The organism is Erwinia phyllosphaerae, from assembly GCF_019132875.1.
GTDB lineage: Bacteria > Pseudomonadota > Gammaproteobacteria > Enterobacterales > Enterobacteriaceae > Erwinia > Erwinia phyllosphaerae.
Genome location: NZ_JAHSPF010000002.1, coordinates 314,821 through 334,122 on the forward strand (window position 1 = coordinate 314,821; position 19,302 = coordinate 334,122).

General features: G+C 49.0%; 20 protein-coding genes and 1 pseudogene. 12 read left to right on the forward strand and 9 right to left on the reverse strand.

The window, feature by feature from the left end:
* Window positions 1–14: 14 nt before the first annotated feature.
* From KUE00_RS04805 to KUE00_RS04820, 4 genes and pseudogenes are all read right to left on the reverse strand, one after another.
* Window positions 15–1,631: a CBASS cGAMP-activated phospholipase gene (locus tag KUE00_RS04805; RefSeq protein ID WP_246758426.1), complete on the reverse strand. Its 1,617-nt coding sequence runs from the start codon at window positions 1,629–1,631 to the stop codon at window positions 15–17.
* Between the two features lie 142 nt (window positions 1,632–1,773).
* Window positions 1,774–2,373 carry a TIR domain-containing protein gene (locus KUE00_RS04810; RefSeq protein ID WP_246758427.1) on the reverse strand — a complete coding sequence of 200 codons (600 nt, stop codon included), beginning with the start codon at window positions 2,371–2,373 and terminating at the stop codon, window positions 1,774–1,776.
* A 134-nt stretch (window positions 2,374–2,507) separates the two neighbouring features.
* A pseudogene (locus KUE00_RS04815) lies at window positions 2,508–3,426 on the reverse strand (IS3 family transposase); the annotation flags it as partial.
* A 39-nt stretch (window positions 3,427–3,465) separates the two neighbouring features.
* Entirely contained in the window at window positions 3,466–4,380 is a 915-nt protein-coding gene (locus tag KUE00_RS04820) for a toll/interleukin-1 receptor domain-containing protein (protein ID WP_246758429.1), read from the reverse strand.
* A 601-nt stretch (window positions 4,381–4,981) separates the two neighbouring features.
* Here KUE00_RS04820 and KUE00_RS04825 point away from each other — a divergent pair.
* From KUE00_RS04825 to KUE00_RS04835, 3 genes are all read left to right on the forward strand, one after another.
* Window positions 4,982–5,800, forward strand: a complete 819-nt coding sequence (locus KUE00_RS04825) for an RNase A-like domain-containing protein (protein WP_246758431.1) — start codon at window positions 4,982–4,984, stop codon at window positions 5,798–5,800.
* Between the two features lie 12 nt (window positions 5,801–5,812).
* Entirely contained in the window at window positions 5,813–6,115 is a 303-nt protein-coding gene (locus tag KUE00_RS04830; protein ID WP_246758433.1) for a contact-dependent growth inhibition system immunity protein, read from the forward strand.
* A gap of 661 nt (window positions 6,116–6,776) precedes the next feature.
* The gene (locus KUE00_RS04835; RefSeq protein ID WP_246758435.1) at window positions 6,777–7,841 is read left to right on the forward strand and encodes a mechanosensitive ion channel family protein; all 1,065 of its coding nucleotides are present in this window, start codon (window positions 6,777–6,779) and stop codon (window positions 7,839–7,841) included.
* A gap of 90 nt (window positions 7,842–7,931) precedes the next feature.
* Here the strand turns inward: KUE00_RS04835 and KUE00_RS04840 are convergent, their stop codons facing one another.
* Entirely contained in the window at window positions 7,932–8,237 is a 306-nt protein-coding gene (locus KUE00_RS04840) for a chorismate mutase (protein ID WP_246758437.1), read from the reverse strand.
* Between the two features lie 260 nt (window positions 8,238–8,497).
* On the opposite strand from KUE00_RS04840, the gene KUE00_RS04845 reads away from it, so the two are divergent.
* The gene (locus KUE00_RS04845) at window positions 8,498–9,307 is read left to right on the forward strand and encodes a flagellin N-terminal helical domain-containing protein (RefSeq protein ID WP_281434488.1); all 810 of its coding nucleotides are present in this window, start codon (window positions 8,498–8,500) and stop codon (window positions 9,305–9,307) included.
* 74 nt (window positions 9,308–9,381) lie between these two features.
* Here the strand turns inward: KUE00_RS04845 and KUE00_RS04850 are convergent, their stop codons facing one another.
* The gene (locus KUE00_RS04850) at window positions 9,382–9,648 is read right to left on the reverse strand and encodes a hypothetical protein (RefSeq protein WP_246758439.1); all 267 of its coding nucleotides are present in this window, start codon (window positions 9,646–9,648) and stop codon (window positions 9,382–9,384) included.
* A 184-nt stretch (window positions 9,649–9,832) separates the two neighbouring features.
* On the opposite strand from KUE00_RS04850, the gene KUE00_RS04855 reads away from it, so the two are divergent.
* The 5 genes from KUE00_RS04855 to KUE00_RS04875 all read left to right on the forward strand — a co-directional run bounded on the left by KUE00_RS04855 (window position 9,833) and on the right by KUE00_RS04875 (window position 14,125).
* Window positions 9,833–9,976, forward strand: coding sequence for a hypothetical protein (locus KUE00_RS04855; protein ID WP_246758440.1), 144 nt, complete (start codon window positions 9,833–9,835; stop codon window positions 9,974–9,976).
* 96 nt (window positions 9,977–10,072) lie between these two features.
* The gene (locus tag KUE00_RS04860; RefSeq protein ID WP_246758441.1) at window positions 10,073–10,282 is read left to right on the forward strand and encodes a hypothetical protein; all 210 of its coding nucleotides are present in this window, start codon (window positions 10,073–10,075) and stop codon (window positions 10,280–10,282) included.
* 139 nt (window positions 10,283–10,421) lie between these two features.
* Entirely contained in the window at window positions 10,422–11,096 is a 675-nt protein-coding gene (locus KUE00_RS04865) for a hypothetical protein (protein ID WP_246758442.1), read from the forward strand.
* Window positions 11,097–11,237: 141 nt separating this feature from the next.
* Complete coding sequence (locus KUE00_RS04870; RefSeq protein ID WP_246758672.1) at window positions 11,238–12,656, forward strand: sugar porter family MFS transporter; 1,419 nt, start codon at window positions 11,238–11,240, stop codon at window positions 12,654–12,656.
* Between the two features lie 176 nt (window positions 12,657–12,832).
* On the forward strand, window positions 12,833–14,125 hold the full coding sequence (locus tag KUE00_RS04875; RefSeq protein WP_246758443.1) for an MFS transporter: 1,293 nt from the start codon (window positions 12,833–12,835) through the stop codon (window positions 14,123–14,125).
* Window positions 14,126–14,212: 87 nt separating this feature from the next.
* Here KUE00_RS04875 and KUE00_RS04880 read toward each other — a convergent pair whose 3' ends face one another.
* On the reverse strand, window positions 14,213–15,259 hold the full coding sequence (locus KUE00_RS04880; RefSeq protein WP_246758444.1) for an FUSC family protein: 1,047 nt from the start codon (window positions 15,257–15,259) through the stop codon (window positions 14,213–14,215).
* A 186-nt stretch (window positions 15,260–15,445) separates the two neighbouring features.
* On the opposite strand from KUE00_RS04880, the gene crcB reads away from it, so the two are divergent.
* Entirely contained in the window at window positions 15,446–15,826 is a 381-nt protein-coding gene (crcB, locus tag KUE00_RS04885; RefSeq protein WP_246758446.1) for a fluoride efflux transporter CrcB, read from the forward strand.
* 30 nt (window positions 15,827–15,856) lie between these two features.
* Here crcB and KUE00_RS04890 read toward each other — a convergent pair whose 3' ends face one another.
* Window positions 15,857–16,645, reverse strand: coding sequence for a hypothetical protein (locus tag KUE00_RS04890; RefSeq protein WP_246758447.1), 789 nt, complete (start codon window positions 16,643–16,645; stop codon window positions 15,857–15,859).
* Window positions 16,646–16,744: 99 nt separating this feature from the next.
* A complete protein-coding gene (locus KUE00_RS04895) occupies window positions 16,745–18,190 on the reverse strand; it encodes a sugar porter family MFS transporter (RefSeq protein ID WP_246758448.1) in 1,446 nt (481 codons plus the stop codon).
* Between the two features lie 277 nt (window positions 18,191–18,467).
* Here KUE00_RS04895 and iraP point away from each other — a divergent pair, with 277 nt between their 5' ends.
* Together iraP and KUE00_RS04905 are read left to right on the forward strand one after the other, a co-directional pair.
* On the forward strand, window positions 18,468–18,764 hold the full coding sequence (iraP, locus tag KUE00_RS04900) for an anti-adapter protein IraP (RefSeq protein WP_246758449.1): 297 nt from the start codon (window positions 18,468–18,470) through the stop codon (window positions 18,762–18,764).
* Between the two features lie 18 nt (window positions 18,765–18,782).
* Window positions 18,783–19,259 (forward strand): nuclear transport factor 2 family protein, encoded by a 477-nt coding sequence (locus tag KUE00_RS04905; RefSeq protein ID WP_246758450.1) that lies wholly within the window; start codon window positions 18,783–18,785, stop codon window positions 19,257–19,259.
* Window positions 19,260–19,302: the final 43 nt, after the last annotated feature.

Below are 19,302 nucleotides of genomic sequence, written 5' to 3' on the forward strand. Positions count from 1 at the left end.
TCGCAAAGTGCCGGTTAAAAACGATCCCATTCTTCAGCAAGACGACCATCAAAAAACCTCGAGCGCACTTCTGCAAAGTATTCTTTTCCCGCTTCATTTCCACGTACAGCCATTTCCTGAATTGCCTCTCTGTCATCGAGCTTGATTTCGACAGGGGTTTGTTGATTGATACGCAAATGGCGAGTGGGTCCTAGGAAACTTTCAGCAAGTGCGAGTGCGCCATGCTCCTGTGCAGCAAAAAACAGGTCAGCGCTGTGAGGTGCCCATCCGGCTTTTCCCTTGCCCAACTGGTCAGTAAAATCGTTTTCGCTGCTGAGTGTTCCAATGCTCAGTACATCGATACGATCCAGTGGAATTTTTAGGTATCTGACAGCTTCCGCAAGTGCAGGCAAAATAGGATTGTTTGCCCAAACCCCCCCGTCAAGAAACGTTTCGAGGGCGATTGGCCCCTCCCATGTCGACTCGTCGAAGAATGTTGGTGCTGCTGACGAAGCTAGGGCCGCATCGACGGCAGATATATCGCGATACGCAGTACGATCTGGACTGTGAGGGGTTACTATCGCCTCTGCTTGTCCCTGTTTCGCTCTTACAGTAGGTATGACCAAGCGACAGCATGAATCGGCAGCCAGGGTCTTTTCGCCGAACACCTCTGTAAGTAGCTGTCGCAGGGTAGTTGAATCATGTTTGGATTTGAGCCAATGTCTAAGCTTTCGATCCTTAGGAAAAATTTGGGGACCCTTATCTTCGTAAAAAGCCAGAATTTCACTTGGGTTCAGGCCAAGGGCTAGACCGATGGCCAGAATAGCGCCAGTCGATGTACCTGCAACTAGATCGAAATGGGATATGATGCCATTACCGCCGCCGGCTTTGAGCATATCATCCCACTTGGCCAGTACAGCAGCAGTAAATGTGCCCCTCAGTCCCCCACCATCTAAAGCCAAAATTCGGAAATTTCGGCCTCGTGTTACGTTCCTCCGTGAGAGGGGCAAATTTTTGAGCTGCTCGACAATCAGATCGACAACCGAATCAACATTAGTGCCCCGTGCAATTACTTCGTTAGCCTCTTGACTCAGTCCGTTTTTCAGGCGTCTTATTAGCGATGGATCTTCATTGAGATATCCAGCAATCGCGCCGCCAAACCCAGCTGCGACGAACCCGGGCTTTCCAAGCTCCAGCATGGTGTCTAGTTCATTGGGTACACCCGCATTCGCTTTATTGATATCCCACCAAGCGCCACCTACACAAACTATCGCATCTGAGCGATCGGCCATCCAATCACGCATGGGTGTCAAACCACCTATCGGATTACCATCTTCGGACTCTGCCGGAACTATCTCGACAGCCGCATACATTCCTTGAGCATCGATTTCAGCAGCGTACTGAGCTGTAGCGAAGCTTTTTGCTCGTACCAGAGTGAGCGCACCTTTGTCCCCACCTGCATCAATAAAACCTTCTGCAGCCTTTTTTAGAGGAGCGATAAACGAAGGGTGACTGCCATGTACTATCGTTCCCCCTTCGGCGAAGATTTTTGCCGCAAACTTACTCACAAAATGGTCAATATCTTCGTTTTGCTCTTTGTTCGAGCCCGAAAGATGGATTCGTACGCCCGCCAGGCGTTGTTTAATTGCCATTCTTAGTCCCTATATTTGTCTAGAGGCGTAATTGTCTGCTCAAAGCCGAACAGATTAGTCAGGATATGGCATCGCATATCAGTCCGTTCACCGTGAACTTCCCGGCATCTTGAAAAAGTACAAAAGCAGGAGCTCACGTTGACTAGCGACCAGCAAGTCCGGCAGCTGTTTCAATCCACCCAGATATGTTTGATCTGCCGTTCTGAGCTGCATAATCGTATCTCAAGGCATGGTCTGAAACTCTAATTACGCCCAAGGTCGTAGGGGCTGTAAACCATAGATCGGATGCAGGAATAGCCAAGGTGTAGTCCTCGTATTTTACCCATTTACCGTTTTTGATTTCAGCAAAATAAATTTGTCCGTTCGAACAGTAAACTCCGACTTCGGAAAGTGGATCGATTCCTTTTTTCCCCAAAATATTCGCATTGTTTTTTACGCCATGAATGTCAACTGTCAGCAGACCATTTCCCTTCAAAACGCTGCGTACAATTTCGTATCGAACCCAACGCCTGCTAGCAGTGTACTGACCAGCCAAAACACAAGTAACTGACGTGTTTTTTAGTCCGTCGCGTAGAAAATTTTTTAGGGCGTTGTCGCTTTCCTTTTGTGATGCTTCGAAAACGCTAGCATCATAGAATCCCACTGATTCTTTATCTCCGCCCACAACCCAACTGTTTCTGACATTCCACGCACGCCATGCATCTTCTTGATAGTGAAAAGAAAAGAATGTTTTTCTCGGCATGATTTGCTTCCTTTCGTATGAATTTCTATTTACGTAATACCAGCATCCGTTGACAACGACCACTAAAGATACCGGGAAGTACCATAAGGATACTGATCTACATCTGACCTGCCCCCCAGTATTAGATACAACCGTCAGTTAGTAATATCGGTTTGTTTACCTTCACATTTTGCATTCCGCCACCGTGCTGCAAACTCTGATGGCGTCTAATAATTTGGTATTGAATGTAGACGACACTCGTTATAATCCTGTCGCCAGTCATTAATGATTTTCCTTGCGTGAACGATATCGCTGAACCAGTACTCATTCAGACATTCATCGCGAAATCGTCCGTTAAAGCTCTCAATAAATCCGTTCTGCGTTGGCCTGCCCGGCAGGATTAAGCGCAACTCAACACCATGCTCAAAAGCCCGTTGATCCAGTTCGCGGCAAGTGAACTCTGACCCTTGGTCAGTTCTTATCGTTGCCGGATAACCTCGAAATAGTGCAAAAATGTCCAAAATACGCGTGACCTGAATGCCTAGAATCCCGAATACGATGGTAATTGTCAGACATTCCTTCGTGAAGTCGTCCACACAGGTCAGATGGCCAGCGCGTCCATGACTAAATCCATCGACCAGCTTTGGTTGAGCGCTTCCGGCGTGGCCAGCGGAGCCGGATTTCGCACCGGCAGACGTTGTTTAAACTTACGCCGAAAATTCAGTTTCAACTGGCGGTAAATCCGGTGTACACGCTTGTGGTTCCAGACGTGGCCCTGCCTGCGAAGCACCTGAAAAAGCTTTTTAAAGCCGTAGCGGGGATAGCGTTCAGCCTGTTCAGTCAAAGCCCGGATTGCCGGTTCATCACGTCGCATGCCCGGTTGATAGCGAAACACCGTCCTGCTCAGCGATAACGTACTGCATGCTTGGCGTATGCTCATCGTAAACTGTGCAGCCAGATAGCTGACGAGCTCACGCTTTATCACTAGTTTTAAAACTTTTTTTCGATAACGTCTTTCAGTGCCCGACATTCCAAACTCAGGTCGGCAAACATCTGTTTCAGGCGACGATTCTCGAGACCATAGGTACTGTTGAATACATCACTAACATATCATCAATAACCTTCAAGTATTTCATAGGAGAATTTCACATGTGCAGGAATATAGACTTTAGAATTCACCTCTTGTTGAACTTCATCAATCTTAATAACACAAAGAACCCCTTTAGAGTTTAGCAGAACGGCTTTTTGTCCAATAATTAGTGAGACAAAGCGGCCAGGGGTTAGAAAAGAGTCTACAGTAAGCGGATCGAAATCTGGAACTGTAATCAACCCCACGGCTTTTAGTCCACCCTCTCTGTATAAATAGACACTATTTTCAGAGCATCCGCTAAACACTATTTTGAACTGATAATCGCCATTACCAACTGTATAGTGAACATGATCTTTGAATCGGAAAAGCTCGCTCCCATTAAGCGCCGGGTTCGCATAATGTGTAGGGTCATTAAAAATATCAACACGCTCAAGCCGTGCTGTACGCTGATGATAGACAGATAATGGAATAGCATGCTTTCTATCTGCTGGTAATCCTTCAATCCAACGCCAAATAGCATCGACCTGAATAGATCCAGGGAATTCATTTTTATCAGAATTTGAATTAAAGTCGAAGCCCTTTGGATTATGCTTATTAAGCCAATCAGGTAGTTTTCGCTCAGTGTTTTGAACAAAAACAACTGATAACCATGTAGGCGGCTTACTTATATATGCCTCTCTTATCCACTTATTTTCAATGCCAACTCCTGAATCAGGCTTGTTATTGACTCGCTCCACATAGTTTTCGTCGACAATTAACAGCACATGGGCAGTTTCAATGATATCTTGCATGAAACCATTCAAGCTTGAACCATAGTCAACGCCTTCATCGATTTTAACGGTGTAACCAATGAGGTCAAGATGGCTTGCAAGTAATCTAACCCATTCTCTATGGGCCTCTGATGTCCATGCGTAAGAAATAAATAAATCGGTTTTCATTCAACTAAGCCTCAATTTAATATTTATGTTTAAATTTTTTTTCATGAAAACTTGCATTTGAGAAATCTTTCTCACTAAACACAGTCTTAAAATTTATATTATGCTTACTTAAATTACCGTAAAAAAGATAGGGCAACGGTTGCAAAATCTCTGTCCGCTTTTGTCGTATAGCTGCGAGACAATGTAGAGACAGATTGATATTGTAGTGCCAACCTGATTCTTCAACATAGGAAAGTTTAGCAAAATTAGATGCGCTTCATCGATAGCAACTATAAACTTTTCCTGAATTGTATATAAGTCAGCTTAACCGCGAAGCTGAGTGAAGGCTGTGAGGCCGACTGGCTGCCGCGCTGCGATGCATATACCATACGAAAAAACCAAACCGGCTCCGGCCGGTTTTTTTATGCCTGAAGGTGAACAGTGGTGAAGACTAGCAATTGAAGTGATTACCACTTAATTAATTGAATATATTATATAAAATAAAAAGGTGAATAGGGTGAACACTTTTCCCTAAAATCTTTTTTTTAGCTGTCAGTGGAGCTAAAACCTGAAATGCGGATACAATCTGACCGCGTATATACTATTCACATGAGATTTCATTATGGATGATGGCATAAAAATCGTGATGTCCCCGGTTCAGCTTACTGCTGCGCTCTCTGATAAAACGGTTACTGAGGGTGAAACGCTCAGTAACCGTTTATACGGTGGGCTGAATCTGGCATTAGGAACGCTTGAATTAACCGGAGCAACCGCGCTATGCATAGCACCAGATCCAACCGGACTGACTAAAGCAGCATGCGTTGTAGTTGGCGCACATAGCCTGGATAGCATCCACGCTGCCGCTAATCAGGTACTGACAGGCAGAAATACGCGTACAGCAACTTTTCAGGTGGCAGCTGCGACGGCTAAGAAGCTTGGCGCTGATGATAAGACCGCAATGAATATAGGTTTGACCGTAGATGTTTCTGTTCCTATGGCTTTTGCATTTGCTGCCGGAGCTGCACGTGTGGCCTCTGTTCGCTTTGGTAAGTTGAAGCTGGCTGAGCATGAGGCCGTCAAAGGTATCAAGGCTGGCGGACATACTATTGCTAAGCATGTAAATATTCCCGAAGCGGATTTGCTTGCGCGTCTTGCACGAAGCCCTAAAACGCCTCTTGCAAGTTCGTTTGTTAATGTTGAGCAGGCAGAGAGATTCATAAGCGCCGGTTTAAAAGCCAATCGCTGGAAAGTAATCCACTGGGCTGCGGCTAAAAGCGAAAGCATACTTGAGTTAACCTGGCAGGCCCGAACCGTAGTCGGTTATGGCTTCAGGCAGGGAAGTACAACTCGTCTGGATGCTTATGCCGTCAGGATTGTCTTGCACCGCAAAGTGTTTAACGGCAAACCCTACTATCTTCTGACTTCATATCCTTCTTTTTGAGGCTGACTATCAATGAATAAAAGCTATAAAAATATTGGCACGCTTATCCGGGTGTTCTTTGGTCAGGATTACGATTTGTTTGGTGACACGGTAGAAGAAGTACTGGACAGCTATTTAGAAACTGAGAACCAAAAAACAGCAGAGAAAGTTTGTCAGGAGGCGGAGAACTTACTGTCGCTAAATGATGAGGCACTTACAGAGGAGTTTGAAACCATCAGTCAGGGAGAGTTCTATCCTGAACCCTGGGGAGAAACCGTGCGCACCTTTCTGGAAAAAATAAAAAGTCATTTACGTGCCAGACTTCAACTTCCTTGATTAACTTGTCACGCGGTTTGTGAATGTGAGGGGAGTTTTGGCTCAGTGAATGGCTGATGAGGAGAGGAAGCGTAAGAAGTGTCCAACCATGCACGCTTCCACCAATGTGTATAGTTCTGTGTATAAGTGATTTTTTACATTTGCAATTATTTATTATTAATCAATAAGTTATGTTGTAAAATTCATTCCTATTATCGGCACCAGTCATCTCTATTCTATTGATTTTATCCATATTAAATCCCCTCAGAATGAAAGCGCGAGCGCTCGCCGCTGGATTACTGGCTGTCGTATTTCTCTTAACGGGATGTCCTGGGCCTGGCGATCGAATGGTAGATCGCGAATCTACAAAGGCATTTGTCAAAGACCGAATTTCCCGAATGCTAACCCGGTCAGGATACAAGCATTCATTTGGCCTCAGTAGCATTTAACCTGCTGATATCTATCTATAAAATTAAAAACAAAGCCATGAAACATCGCCAGGGAACCGGCAAAAACTCCCGATCTGCCGAAAGGGGTATAAGCTTATTAGACCTGCGTCCGCTTTGTGCCAGAAGCGAGCGCGGTGAACAGAAGAAATCCGCAGATAACCTGGAAGAAAAGGGTTACTGATTTTTAACTTGCCTGACGACGAAAGGTCGTGGGCTTAACGTAAGGGAAAATGATGCCATTGCTATTTGGTGAGTTATCTGGCGCGCCATCATGGGTGCCTGCTGTATTGCTCGTCACGCTCTCCCTCGCACTGGGGTTTCTGGCGCGATTTACGCTGCTCAGATTCATCCGCTACTGGCAGAATCGAGACAGAAAGCTGTTTAAATCGCTTGAAAAGCATCTGCATGGATCAATGTTTCTTTTTATTCCTTTATTGCTGATCAGCATAGGGCTTAATTATGTAAATATTGAACCTGAATCCATTAGCTTTATTACATCCACTATTCATATATTTATTATATTATCGTTTTGTTCGGTTCTGATCCGCTTGATTAACGTGGCGCAGGATATGCTGTTCATACGCTATGATATTAATCTTTCAAATAATCTTCGCGCCCGAAAAATACGTACGCAGATAATGTACGTTAAAAAGGTTGCCATCGTTATCCTGGTAACCGTTTGTCTTTCCCTTATCCTGCTTAGCTTTCCTGGCGTTCGGCAGTTTGGCACGACAATCCTGGCGGGTGCAGGGGTAGCCGGAATAATAATTGGTTTTGCGCTACAAAAATCGCTCGTTAACCTGTTTGCCGGTATTCAGATAGCTTTTACGCAACCTATTAAAATCGATGACGCGGTTGTGGTTGAAAAAGAATGGGGCTGGATTGAAGAGATAAACCTGACTTATGTGGTGGTACGTCTCTGGGATCTGCGTCGACTGGTTTTGCCCATTACCTACTTTACAGAAAATCCGTTCCAGAACTGGACGCGTAATAATGCACAAATCTTAGGTTCGGTTTTTCTCTATCTTGATTATTCCATGCCGTTAGAACCTCTGCGCAAGCATTTTGAAAAAGTCCTCAGTGAGACAAAACTCTGGGACCGGGAAACCCAGGTGCTTCAGGTTACCGATACTGATGATAAGACCATGACAATCAGAATGCTGATGACGGCGCAGAATTCCCCTACGGCCTGGGATTTACGCTGTTACGTAAGGGAAAAAATGATTGAGTTTATTCAGCAAAACTATCCTCAGAGTCTTCCTCGCATGAGGGCCACGCTGACGGATCCCGAGGATTAAAAGTCCAGACCTGAGCGCTTTCGCTTTCAGGGGGGAATATAAAGAGGCATGGCACAAGCGCAGCCTTACTTCCCCCCTTGTTTGGAATTGCTATACAGAGTTAGTTTTTTCCTGCTGTAACCGCTCGTGTTGCTCAAGCTCGTACTCAATAAATGCATTTATCATGGTCCGGTAAACTTTCTCAATAATGACTTCTGAAAGTCCTGCCTCAACCGCTTTCTTGCGAACCTTATCTATAACCTGCTGCACACGATCCGGGGCGCGAACGGCTGAGCGATCGGTTTTGAACGCGGCGGCTGCTTTAACACACTCGGCGCGCTGGGCAATAATTTTGACCAGCTCGCTATCTAATCGATCAATCTGGCTTCTGACATCTTCTATCGTAGAAAAAACCATTCTCTGAACCTTATGGCTAGTACATGAATACAAGAGCATACCTCAAATTTCGACCGATACGAGCCTGAGTATTGCTAACCTCTCTCTGCGTAAAATGCTAAGAATTTGATAATATAGTGTTTTTTATCAAAATGACCTTTTTGCCTGCTTTTTCTCAACTCGTTTTAAAGTTTTACCAGGTGGTGACGATAAATAATACAGACGGTGACGGGCATCCTGGCGCCGTATCCGAACCCTGGTAAAATTTTAAGGAAACGATCATGTCCGTTATCAATACTAACATTATGTCACTGACCACTCAGAACAACCTGAACAAATCACAGGCTTCTCTGAGCACCGCTATCGAACGCCTGTCTTCCGGCCTGCGTATCAACAGCGCTAAAGACGACGCCGCGGGTGAAGCGATTGCTAACCGCATGAGCTCACAGATCAAAGGTCTGACTCAGGCATCACGTAACGCCAACGACGGTATCTCTCTGACCCAGACCGCTGAAGGTTCACTGGACGAGGTCAACACCAACTTACAGCGTATCCGTGAACTGACCGTGCAGGCGAAAAACGGCACCAACAGCGCCGACGACATCGACTCAATCCAGAAAGAAGTTGACGCACGCCTGTCTGAAATCAACCGTATCGGCGCGGCAAGCACCTTTAACGGCACGGCAATCTTCAACTCTACCGGCAGCGTAAACATTCAGGTTGGTGCTAACGACTCTACCGACGCTAACGTGATCAGCATCGACCTGTCCGGCGCTGGCTTCCAGACTTCTGGCCTGGGCGCAACGTTCAGCGTGACTGGCGGCGACCTGTCAGACCTGGATGCGCGCATCAAGGACGTTGACACCGCACGTAGCGGCCTGGGTGCGATTCAGAACCGTTTCGAATCCACCATCAACAACCTGAACACCTCTGTAACCAACCTGACCGCGTCTCAGTCACGTATTCAGGATGCTGACTACGCAACAGAAGTGTCAAACATGTCGAAGGCGCAGATCCTTCAGCAGGCTGGTACCTCCGTGCTGTCAAAAGCCAACCAGGTTCCACAGGGCGTTCTGTCTCTGCTGCAGTAAGTTCTGTCGCTTCAGCGAACCCGGCTCCGGCCGGGTTTTTTTATGGCTAAAATTTTTGATTTAAAAGGGGAATATTATTTGTCACCGGCACTGTTTGTTTTACCGGGAATATTGGTAAAAATAAAATGCTGCGGCACTTCATCGCTAAGAATATATTCTTCATCTCCCAGCCGCTCGGAATCAAAATTAAATGTTTCCCGCAGCGCGCCGCTAAACAATGCCGTGCTTTGCTCATTTTTAGCAATAAGCACTGTTTTATCAAAGTTGTTCTTCCCGATTCTGGTTTCGCTGTATTCAGCCGGAAAGGTTAAAGTGCCATACTGAACCGTGATTTTTTCCATGATTTTCCCCTTAAGGCGTTGACCTGAAAAATAAAGCGCACAGACCCGTTAAATGAGTAGAGCAGGCAAGTGAACAAGTTACCAGCTTTGCGCTAAGGTTTCGGATTCGTTTCCAGCGCTTTTGGGACTCAGATCTTAAAATGGCGTTTATAATGAGTATTCATTCGCTATGCAGGAGATTGCCATGTTCATTTATTCCCCTTACGCCAGCGTTTATCGTAAAAATTGCGGGAAGCAATATTTCCTGACCCGGATCGAAAAAGATCCGGAAGACAAAAAAGACAACCCGGATGAGGCCCCGGAGTCGGGCGACAAACTGCCAGAGTAAAGCCCGGCTGATTTTATCGGATCTGTGATGCAACGCGGGCTATGTTCATACCCAGCCTCTATAGTTAACTGACCCTGTGGATTGATCGAGGTAGCTATGTCTGAACGTCCGGATTACCAGGAACCCGTTCCTGATGACGCTGAATATCCAGCAGATGAAGATCGTGAAGATATTCCCGAAGGCAGCGATGAAATTGTCGATCCGCTTGATGACGATGAAGAAATCGATGCGCCTCTGGAAGAGGAGGATGAGGAAGAGGACGACGAATATGAAGAGGATGACGACGATCTGGAGGAGGATGTCTGATTGCTAAAGGATGAATAGTGGACTGCCCGCGCAGGTTGAGGGCAGTTCATTTCGTTTTTCTGCTTTTGCTAAGGCCGCTCATTCTTTCTAAACTCCCTCCACTCTATAGCAAATTTTGTCCCTTCATATTGAGGAAAGCATGTCTGACGTCGCCGCCAGCCTGGAGCAAATTTATCGGCAGCGCTCGCAAGAGACGCAGCGTATCTGGCAAGAAAACCCTAAGCAAAAAACGCATTCGGGGTTTTACCCGGAAAATTTGAGCGCTATTGCCACCGGCATCCAGCCTGCTTTAAACCCACAGATAAGCGAACTTCTGGCCGAGCTGGGACAGCTAAGCCAGGGCGATCCGCTGGCCGACGTGATGCATCCAGACCATTTTCATTTAACCTTTCTTGCCATTACGCCTGCTCTGTATAACAACCATCGTCAGCCCGAAGCCGTTAGTGGCCTGCGAAAAATAGCCGAAAAATATCTGCATCAAACCTTACGCGTTCGGGATCTACGGCTGGTAGCTTTGCCCAATCAGCTGCTGATAGCCGGTATCCCCGATGCGGAAAATAGCGTGCAGCGAACCGCGTTCTGGCGCGAGCTACAGGATTCTGACTGGGCCGGGCTGCTGCAACAAAGGTATGGCGGAAAGGAGCCACCGCTTTTCTGGCACAGCACAATTTTGCGCTATAACGCGACGGTTTTACCCGATCGTTTACAACGCTTTTTTGCACAGCGAAGCGAGCAGCGTTATGGGGAAATGACGGGAAAAATTGTGCTCAGACTGGTGAGCTATAACTGGTCGAGCACGCAAGAACTGGCGTGAGCGCCGCTAAACAATGAGATCGCCATCACATCCTGGCCTGCTACAGCAGATTTATCCATGCCTGTGGACTCTTTAACATAACTTCCGGAAAGCTCCGGTCTGTATGTTACCGGCAGACAAGGATAAAACCGGAGTGTAATGATGGCTTCAATCAATGACAGTTTAGCGCTGCCACAGGCGCAAAAAAATAAAGTCCGCCGGATGAATATATTTATTTCGTTTTCGGCAGGGCTGGCCGGATTGCTGTTTGGTCTGGATATCGGTGTGATTTCGGGCGCGCTGCCTTTTATCACGCAGCACTTTACCTTAGACAGCCACCAGCAGGAGTGGGTAGTCAGCAGCATGATGCTGGGCGCGGCAATTGGCGCTATCTGTAACGGCTGGGTTTCGCATCGTCTTGGCCGTAAATACAGCCTGATGGCAGGCGCGGTGCTGTTTATCGTGGGATCGGTGGGGTCGGCCATGTCGACCAGCCTGGAAATATTACTCGCTTTTCGGGTACTGCTGGGCGTGGCCGTGGGTATCGCTTCCTATACGGCGCCGCTCTATCTTTCTGAAATGGCAACGGAAAATATCCGGGGCAAAATGATCAGTACCTATCAGCTGATGATCACCTTTGGCATCGTGCTGGCATTTTTATCCGATACGGCTTTTAGCTACAGCGGCAACTGGCGCGCCATGCTGGGGATCCTGGCGCTTCCGGCCATTGTCCTGTTTATCATGGTGATCTTTCTGCCTAATAGTCCGCGCTGGCTGGCGGCAAAAGGCCTGCACGTGGAAGCGGAAGAGGTGTTGCGTATGCTGCGTGATACTTCCGATAAAGCCCGACAGGAACTGAATGAGATTCGTGAAAGCCTGAAAATGAAGCAGGGCGGCTTATCGCTGTTTCGTAAGAACAGCAACGTGCGCCGCGCCGTGTTTCTGGGGATGCTGCTACAGGCGATGCAACAGTTTACGGGCATGAATATCATTATGTATTACGCGCCGCAGATTTTTAAAATGGCTGGTTTTCAAAGTACGCAGCAGCAGATGATGGCGACGGTAGTGGTTGGCGTCACCTTTATGCTGGCTACGTTTATCGCGGTATTTACCGTAGATAAAGCGGGCAGAAAACCTATCCTGAAAATTGGCTTCTCGGTGATGGCTTTCGCCACGTTGGTGCTGGGTTACTGCCTGATGAAAGTGGGCGAGGGCGAGGCCACCATGAATCTTTCCTGGGTGGCAGTAGGGATGACGATGCTCTGTATTGCGGGCTATGCGATGAGTGCGGCGCCGGTGGTCTGGATACTCTGCTCTGAAATTCAGCCGTTAAAATGCCGTGATTTTGGCATTACCTGTTCTACCACGACCAACTGGGTAGCGAATATGATTATCGGCGCAACTTTCCTTACGCTGCTGGGCAACATTGGCGCGGCAGGCACCTTCTGGCTTTATACCGGGTTTAATCTGGCGTTCATTGTTATTACGATATTGCTGGTGCCGGAAACCAAAAATATCACGCTGGAGCATATTGAAAAGAATCTGCTGGCAGGCAACAAGCTGCGGGATTTAGGGCAATAACAAAAGCGCTATCGGTACGATTTAAGCTGACAGCCGTCCTGAGCGAAAGGCGGGACGGCAAGCTTTTTACTTTCTGACTTATTTTTCTCCGCTTACAGCTTGCCGCAGTCGCTAAAGCACGACTACTTTTTAAGGTTCAGGTTTGCTTTTTTGGAATGAAGTGACAGGAAGCCGCAATGAAAAAAGTCCTCGGCACGTTTTTGCCTCTCTATACCACCACGCTCTTGATGTTACTTGGTTCCGGCCTGCTTACTACCTATGTTTCTTTGCGCCTTGCCCATGAACAGGTTAGCGGCACGCTTATCGGTGGCATCACCGCCGCAAACTATATCGGCCTGGTGATTGGCGGAAAAGTTGGTCACAACCTGATTGCGCGTGTTGGCCATATTCGCGCTTACGTCTCCTGTGCGGGCATTATTACCGCATCCGTATTGGGGCATGGCTTAACTGAATGGCTGCCCGTATGGATATTCCTACGCCTGATCATTGGTTTGTGCATGATGTGTCAGTATATGGTGTTGGAAAGCTGGCTGAATGACCAGGCAGAGCCGGGGCAGCGCGGGCTGATTTTTGGCTTCTATATGGTCGCGACCTATCTGGGCCTGTCATCCGGGCAGATAATCCTGATGACCCAGGCCGCTTCAGGCAGCGCCAGCCTGCTGATCGTGGCGCTCTGCTTTGCGCTTTGCCTGGTGCCGATTGCGCTGACTACCCGTACCAATGCGCATCCTATGTCGCCGGCACCGATGGAGCTGGGCTACTTTTTTCGTACTATCCCGCGCATTTTATTAATTACTCTGGCAACGGGGATGGCGGTCGGCGCGTTTTACGGTATGGCACCTGTCTATGCCAGCATGCTGGGTTTTACTACGCGGCAAACCGGTTTATTTATGGCTATCACTATTTTTGCGGGACTGATTTCACAATTCCCGCTCAGCTGGCTGTCGGACCGGTTTAATCGCCATCGCTTACTGGGCGGCACCGCACTGCTTTACTCCCTGACGGCTCTGCTGCTGACGCTGCCTTTACACTTTACCTTTGTCTGGGTAACCGGCGCGGCGTTTATTACCAGCATGATGCAGTTCTCTCTTTATCCGCTGGTCGTGGCAATGGCAAACGACAGCGTGGTACCGGAAAGGCGCGTTTCCCTGACGGCCTGTCTGCTGATGGCTTTTGGTATTGGGGCCTGTATTGGGCCGATGGTGACCGGTGCGTTGATGCAGCCGCTGGGCGGTCAGATGCTCTATCTGTTTTTCGCGCTTTGCGGAGTGGCGATAGCGGGAATGAGCTGGCATCGTAGTAAAATCCAGCAGGAGAATGCGGAGAATCCTACGCCTCACGTGGCTGTCCCGGACAGCCTGGCCAGCTCCCCGCTGGCGGCGGCGCTTAATCCTACGCTGGATGAAGAAGAGATTCAGGCGGCCATGGTTAATAGCGAAGAGCCGCAGGAGCAGCAAGCCGTCAGCTAAACGGGCCGATGAGTTAACCCCGGCTGCCAGTTTTCGGCGCGCTGGGGGGATTGCTTCAGGGCATGCCCTGGGGCTAATCAGTATCTTTCAGTCGGCCGATGAGGAACGCTTAAGCAAAATTTGTTTGCGGGTGAACAGGCGCGTTAGCGTAAGGGCAAACAGGGCAAAAATCCCGCCAATGGTGGTGGTTTCCAGCCGATGGGTGGCAACAGCAATCTGCGACGTGCCCAGACTGGCAATCATAAACACCACCATGACGGTCACGATAAAAGCAAAAACGAAATAAGATTTAGTAATCAGCGAGTAGGACCAGGTAAAAGCGGCATAGCCAAAAAACAGAAAGCCGCCGACCAAAAACAGAGGCGAATGGTAGATATCAATAAGCACTGCCGCAAAGAGACTTCCTGCCAGCGTACCCATTACGCGAGCCCGTACACGCGATATCGAGTCGCGGTAGTTGTTGCGCAGGCAAATCAGCAAGGTCATGCCTGCCCAGTAACCGTTTTTCAGATGCAGAATTTCTACCGTTGAAAGCGCCAGCAGCATAGCTAAAACCGCAAAAAATACCGACCACTGTAGATGAATTTTGTGCTTATATTTGCCGGTCGTTACCCGCAAAAAACGCACCCACGCGCGCGGATAGAAGTTCTTCAGATAAAAGGGAAAGCGGCGGAAAACAAGGTAGAGGAAAACCATCTGCACCAGGCCGCCGCCGCCCACCAGCATCGCCCGGTCCATCGCGTGTTCAACCGAACCGGCGAAATAACCAGAGACCAGATAGGCAATGGACCATTGCAGCAGCATCCACCAGGCGCTGCCGTCAACGTTCGCCATTGTTACGTAGATCCCGGCGTAAAGCATGGCAACAGCGATATACAGCGGCAGGATGTTTCCCGTCAGGCAACCAAGCCATGAAGAAAAAGCCAGGCCCAGCGTGGTAGTGAACAGCAAAGAGAAGGAAGAATTGCCCCAGGTTTTATTCGCGCCAAAAGCAAGAGTAAGCGCGCCGCCCGCCATCAGGCCGGCAGCCGGAACCTGATGGAAAGTGAAGCCGACCAGATAAATAGCTATCAACGCGGGCAGGCAACAAAAACCCAGCAGCATATCCTGTTTGGGAACGGCAAAAAAACGCATAGGCTGGCGACATCCTCCATTAAGCGCAACGCTAAAAAGCGTAGCGCAGTCCATGTATTAACGTATAAAAATCAGTAAATTCAACTTACTTAACCTGGCTAAGCGACACTACAACGGCGACAGGGCGAGACTTGCAAAGCGAAGATGGAATGTTTACGCTCTTCTCACACCGTACCGAGGACCACCATGATAAAACCCCTGATTGCCGTCATTATCGGCGGCTCCGCTGGCTGCGTTATTCGCTGGCTACTGGCCGTACGCCTGAACGCTCTGTTTCCCACTCTACCGCCCGGCACGCTGCTGGTTAATTTAGTCGGGGGCTTTATCATCGGTGCGGCAACGGCGTGGTTTTTACGTCACCCGCAGCTCGATCCCGGCTGGAAACTGTTAATTACCACCGGCCTGTGCGGCGGAATGACCACTTTTTCTACTTTCTCGCTGGAAATCGTCACGCTACTGCAGGCGGGCAACTATCTATGGGCGATGATCTCGGTTATCACCCACGTAATGGGCTCGCTGCTGATGACTTTTGCCGGATTCTGGCTCATCACGCTACTGCTGGGCTGACGTATGCCACCCGCTGGTGGCATGCCTTGTTCAGACTTCAGCAGGTTTAATAATCCTGCTCTCATCGCTGTCGAAAGCCAGAGCGCTGGCGCTGGCCGCATCAAATAACGACAGGCTTTCTATCTGATCGAGCAGAATAACTTTGCGGAAGGCCATAGCGGATTTCGGTTCTGAATCCAGCGTAATATCGTGTTCGGCATACCATTTGCTGTAGTTATGCTCTACGCACAGGTTCAGCGTTTTGCCATCGCGATAGCCGCTCAGCATAGGGATTATTACGATATTCGCGGTGTTTTCGGTTTCATAAGAGGCGGTATGCACCATACCGATATAAATACGACGCGACTTTAGCGTCACCCACGCCAGTTCGCCTTCTTCCATACATTGAAACAGCAAACCTTCCACGCCGTTAGAACGGGAAAGCTCTTTATACAGTTTTTTTCGGCCGGTGCTGTTGAGCCGGGCGCTGCCGGACCAGTTAGAACGATAAAGACAAAAAGCGACGGCAAAGCTTAGCATCACTACAACCGGGGCCTGGATACCTAAAAAGCTCCAGTTCATAAACTCGATTTGCCAGTGATGATGATGAACGCCGATTGACCCTGGCATAAGGTTAAACAGGCTGGAGAGGGCAAGCAGAATCAGCCATACCAGGGCGGTAGCAAAGAGGCCCTGCAAAACGAAGATACAGCCATAAAGCGCAACCAGGAAATAGACGTCCCAGCCGAAAGATCGTTTGATTTTAAAGCGTGTCGAAAGGTCGCGGCTGGTATACCAGTAGCCGCAAACCATCAAAACCATAAATATCGCCGTTCCCATTTCAGGCCTCTTTATCCGTCAATCCTGCTGTTAACCTGGCAGGTTCAGGCTGGTTTTTCTGTCAGAAAGTGATGAAATGCGCCCTCCCTGGCGCATCGCTTAGTTGCCCGTCTGCGGGGCAGGGTCGTCCTGAAGATGCTTTTTAAAGTGTTTTTCAATCTGTTCCAGCGTTTTCCCCTGCGTTTCCGGCGCGAAAAGCACGGCGAAAATACCGCCGGCAATGCCGATAGCGGCAAAGGCGAAGAAGGTATTGGTCAGGCCAAATTTCTCCAGCAGCGTGGGAAACAGAAACGCGATGGCAAAGTTAGTCATCTGCATCGCAAAAACGGAGATGCCGTTAGCCATACCGCGGATACGCATCGGGAACATTTCCGACAGCAGCAGCCAGGTAACTGGCGACAGCGCGCCCTGCTGGAAGCAAAGGAAAACCAGCATCCCGGCCAGCACCAGATAGCTGCGTAACACGTCCGGATGCCCGTCGACGGTTTCCGGCATCAGCCAGGTCAGCAGGCCGATAGCCAGCAGCGTACAGGTACAGCCGATCTGGCCAGTCAGCAGCAGAGGGCGACGGCCGAAACGGCTAAGCAGCATAATGCCGACAAAGGTCATAAGGACCGAAATTACCCCGTTAGCGATGGTGGCCAGCAGCGAAGCATTGGTGCCAAGTCCCGTCGCCTGTAGCATGGTCGGCGCATAAAACATGATGGTATTAACGCCGGATAGCTGTTGCAGCATGGCAACGCCGATACCCAGCGCGACCAGCCGCTTCATCCAGGTGGAAATGGTTTTCTTACGAAGCGCATTCTTCTCGCTTTTGGAGCTCATGGACTTACGGATTTCGCCCATCTCTTTTTCTACCATACGAGAATGGCGGGTGCGTTCCAGCACGTCGCGAGCCTCGCGATAGCGGCCATGCATGGCGTACCAGCGTGGCGTATCCGGTAAAAACAGCATGCCAACCCACAGAATGACGGCAGGCACGCAGGCGACGCCCAGCATCCAGCGCCAGGTGGTTTCACCGCCCCAGATTTCGTTAATGGCGGCATTGCTGGTATAGGCAATAAGCTGGCCGGAAACGATCATCAGTTCCTGTAACGTCACAAACTGCCAGCGTCGGTTAGCCGGAACAATCTCCGCGATATAAACAGGCACAATAGCCGCAGCACCGCCAACGGCTAAGCCAAGGATAAAGCGGAAGGTAATCATCATGACGACGTTGGGCGCGGTAGCGCAACCCAGCGAGCCGACCATAAAAATCAGCGCCATGGTGAGAATGATTTTTTTACGTCCGAAGCGGTCGGCTACGCGTCCGGCAAAGACGGCACCGATAGCTGACCCCAGGATAAGAAAGCTGGTTACCATGCCGGTAGTCAGCGAAGTCAGATGCAGATCGTGCTTCATAAAAAGCAGTGCGCCAGCGATAACCCCGGTGTCATAGCCGAACAGTAAACCGCCAAGCGTCGCGATAAACGCGATAACTTTTACAAGCGGTTCGGTTGGCGTGGCTGCCGCGCTGGCTGAACCGCCGTTTGAGGTCTCAGTCACAAGTTACTCCCTTGCCAGTATTATTATTGTGATAGTGGTGTGATAAGGATCACAGCAATAAATTTAATCCACGCTGGGCATTTAGCCAGGAAACGGCGAAATATAATTGTGTAACGGCAGGAAAAAAGCGGTTTTGTACGAAAAAACAACCAGGCAGGCTAAAAGTCATACCGGATACGGTACATGGTTCAGCCTGCTGCGGTTTTCACGCTGTTTCAGTTTGCTCGTTTCGGAACGTAATGGTAATTTCTGAGACAATAAACTCCGGGGATAGATTATGAAGCAGCTGGTTATCGATATTTTAATGAAAATGGCCACGATTGAAGTGAGCGCTAAAGAACTGACGGCTCAGGTTGAGGCGCAGTCTTTACTGATTTCCGCGCTGTTGCTAACCGCTGGTAAAGGGGATAACGCAGCCACGATTTCCGACAATATTCAAAACGCTATCGTTACGGCAACCACATCGGGCAAAAGCTTTTTGCAATCCGATGTCGATCTGCTGCTTACCCACGTCAATCGTTTACTGGCGGTTACCCGTTATGTCGACGAAAACGCCAATGCGGAACAAAGCTAAACCTTAAGGAGCGCTTTGATGGCTGAGATCGAACGTCGTTTACCTGTGCCACCCTTTACCCGTGAAACCGCAATGGCAAAAGTTCGCCTGGCGGAAGATGGCTGGAACAGTCGCGATCCGCAAAAGGTCGCGCTGGCTTATACCCGGGACACGCAGTGGCGCAATCGAGCCGAATTTGTTGATGGCCGTCAGCAGGCGGAAGATTTTCTGTCCCGTAAATGGGCCAAAGAGCTGGATTACCGTCTGATTAAAGAATTGTGGGCGTTTGAAGGTAACCGCATCGCGGTGCGCTACGCCTATGAGTGGCATGATGATTCCGGCAACTGGTTTCGCTCTTACGGCAATGAAAACTGGGAGTTCGACGAGAACGGCCTGATGTCGCGCCGCTATGCCTGTATTAATGACTTGCCGATAAAGCCTTCAGAGCGCAAATTCCACTGGCCGCTGGGGCGTCGTCCTGACGAGCATGCTGGCCTGAGCGAACTGGGTCTGTAAATCTTAGTGAGTGGCTTGAGCAAATCGGGCCTGTAAATCTTAG

Excerpts from the sequence above, each read along its gene's own strand:
- KUE00_RS04840 (WP_246758437.1), bottom strand. The coding sequence starts at position 8,237 with ATGGTTTTTTCTACGATAGAAGATGTCAGAAGCCAGATTGATCGATTA.
- KUE00_RS04875 (WP_246758443.1), top strand. The coding sequence starts at position 12,833 with ATGAAAAAAGTCCTCGGCACGTTTTTGCCTCTCTATACCACCACGCTC.
- KUE00_RS04805 (WP_246758426.1), bottom strand. The coding sequence starts at position 1,631 with ATGGCAATTAAACAACGCCTGGCGGGCGTACGAATCCATCTTTCGGGC.
- KUE00_RS04835 (WP_246758435.1), top strand. The coding sequence starts at position 6,777 with ATGCCATTGCTATTTGGTGAGTTATCTGGCGCGCCATCATGGGTGCCT.
- KUE00_RS04905 (WP_246758450.1), top strand. The coding sequence starts at position 18,783 with ATGGCTGAGATCGAACGTCGTTTACCTGTGCCACCCTTTACCCGTGAA.
- crcB (WP_246758446.1), top strand. The coding sequence starts at position 15,446 with ATGATAAAACCCCTGATTGCCGTCATTATCGGCGGCTCCGCTGGCTGC.
- KUE00_RS04865 (WP_246758442.1), top strand. The coding sequence starts at position 10,422 with ATGTCTGACGTCGCCGCCAGCCTGGAGCAAATTTATCGGCAGCGCTCG.
- iraP (WP_246758449.1), top strand. The coding sequence starts at position 18,468 with ATGAAGCAGCTGGTTATCGATATTTTAATGAAAATGGCCACGATTGAA.
- KUE00_RS04845 (WP_281434488.1), top strand. The coding sequence starts at position 8,498 with ATGTCCGTTATCAATACTAACATTATGTCACTGACCACTCAGAACAAC.
- KUE00_RS04810 (WP_246758427.1), bottom strand. The coding sequence starts at position 2,373 with ATGCCGAGAAAAACATTCTTTTCTTTTCACTATCAAGAAGATGCATGG.
- KUE00_RS04825 (WP_246758431.1), top strand. The coding sequence starts at position 4,982 with ATGGATGATGGCATAAAAATCGTGATGTCCCCGGTTCAGCTTACTGCT.
- KUE00_RS04850 (WP_246758439.1), bottom strand. The coding sequence starts at position 9,648 with ATGGAAAAAATCACGGTTCAGTATGGCACTTTAACCTTTCCGGCTGAA.
- KUE00_RS04855 (WP_246758440.1), top strand. The coding sequence starts at position 9,833 with ATGTTCATTTATTCCCCTTACGCCAGCGTTTATCGTAAAAATTGCGGG.
- KUE00_RS04830 (WP_246758433.1), top strand. The coding sequence starts at position 5,813 with ATGAATAAAAGCTATAAAAATATTGGCACGCTTATCCGGGTGTTCTTT.
- KUE00_RS04870 (WP_246758672.1), top strand. The coding sequence starts at position 11,238 with ATGGCTTCAATCAATGACAGTTTAGCGCTGCCACAGGCGCAAAAAAAT.
- KUE00_RS04820 (WP_246758429.1), bottom strand. The coding sequence starts at position 4,380 with ATGAAAACCGATTTATTTATTTCTTACGCATGGACATCAGAGGCCCAT.
- KUE00_RS04880 (WP_246758444.1), bottom strand. The coding sequence starts at position 15,259 with ATGCGTTTTTTTGCCGTTCCCAAACAGGATATGCTGCTGGGTTTTTGT.
- KUE00_RS04860 (WP_246758441.1), top strand. The coding sequence starts at position 10,073 with ATGTCTGAACGTCCGGATTACCAGGAACCCGTTCCTGATGACGCTGAA.
- KUE00_RS04890 (WP_246758447.1), bottom strand. The coding sequence starts at position 16,645 with ATGGGAACGGCGATATTTATGGTTTTGATGGTTTGCGGCTACTGGTAT.